At 51.6% G+C, this 1266-nt stretch carries 1 protein-coding gene and 1 rRNA gene; one reads left to right on the top strand and one right to left on the bottom strand.

The window, feature by feature from the left end:
• Positions 1-1035: ribosomal RNA gene (locus AB0O97_RS20180) — 23S ribosomal RNA — on the bottom strand; the annotation flags it as partial.
• Positions 1036-1085: 50 nt separating this feature from the next.
• Between AB0O97_RS20180 and AB0O97_RS20175 the strand changes: the two genes are divergently transcribed.
• A partial coding sequence (locus AB0O97_RS20175; protein ID WP_363885048.1) for a hypothetical protein occupies positions 1086-1266 on the top strand: 181 nt, incomplete at its 3' end.

Genomic DNA, 1266 nt, shown 5'->3' with positions numbered 1-1266 from the left:
GGCATTCGGAGTTTGGCTGACGTCAGTAACCTTGTAGGGCCCATTAGCCATCCAGTAGCTCTACCTCCAGTAAGAAACACGCAACGCTGCACCTAAATGCATTTCGGGGAGAACCAGCTATCACGAAGTTTGATTGGCCTTTCACCCCTACCCACAGCTCATCCCCTCCATTTTCAACTGAAGTGGGTTCGGTCCTCCACGCGCTCTTACACGCGCTTCAACCTGGCCATGGGTAGATCACTTCGCTTCGGGTCTAGATCACGCCACTAAACTCGCCCTATTCAGACTCGCTTTCGCTACGGCTTCCCCACACGGGTTAACCTCGCGACGTAACACTAACTCGCAGGCTCATTCTTCAAAAGGCACGCCATCACCACAACAACAACCCACAAGGGGCTCGGTGGCTCTGACGGATTGTAAGCACACGGTTTCAGGTACTATTTCACTCCCCTCCCGGGGTACTTTTCACCTTTCCCTCACGGTACTTGTCCGCTATCGGTCATTAGGTAGTATTTAGGCTTATCAGGTGGTCCTGACAGATTCACACGGGATTTCTCGGGCCCCGTGCTACTTGGGATACTCACCAGGGAGTGCACTGCATTTCAGTTACGGGACTCTCACCCTCTACGGTCGGCCATTCAAAACCGTTCACCTATACATGCACCATTCCCCTTCCTAGTCCGGCAGAACTAGATCGGTAAGTCCCACAACCCCGCACCATGCAACGCCCGCCGGCTATCACACATGACACGGTTTAGCCTGATCCGCGTTCGCTCGCCACTACTAACGGAATCACTATTGTTTTCTCTTCCTGTGGGTACTGAGATGTTTCACTTCCCCACGTTCCCTCCACACATCCTATATATTCAGATGCGGGTCACCACCTGGTCTTGCAACCGGTGGCGGGGTTCCCCCATTCGGACACCCTCGGATCAAAGTTTGGTTATCAACTCCCCGAGGCTTATCGCAGATTCCTACGTCCTTCTTCGGCTCCTAATGCCAAGGCATCCACCGTGTGCCCTTAAAAACTTGACCACACACAAGCGGGTCAAACACAACACAACACCCCAAAAGGGCCCTGCATCATGATTTTTATCTATCTTGATTATCGAGAGAACCATGAAAACATCAACCACACCCCAAAGGATGCAGCATCAGATCCAGGTTCATTCATTTTCTCAAAGAAATTGCTTTCTTATAAAAGATGCTCGCGTTCACTATGTAGTTCTCAAACAACAACCCCACCACACACCAACACCCCCCACC

Source organism: Specibacter sp. NPDC078692 (assembly GCF_040686835.1).
GTDB lineage: Bacteria > Actinomycetota > Actinomycetes > Actinomycetales > Micrococcaceae > Specibacter.
Note: the sequence above shows the minus strand (reverse complement) of the source record. Positions and strands in the feature narration are given on the sequence as shown.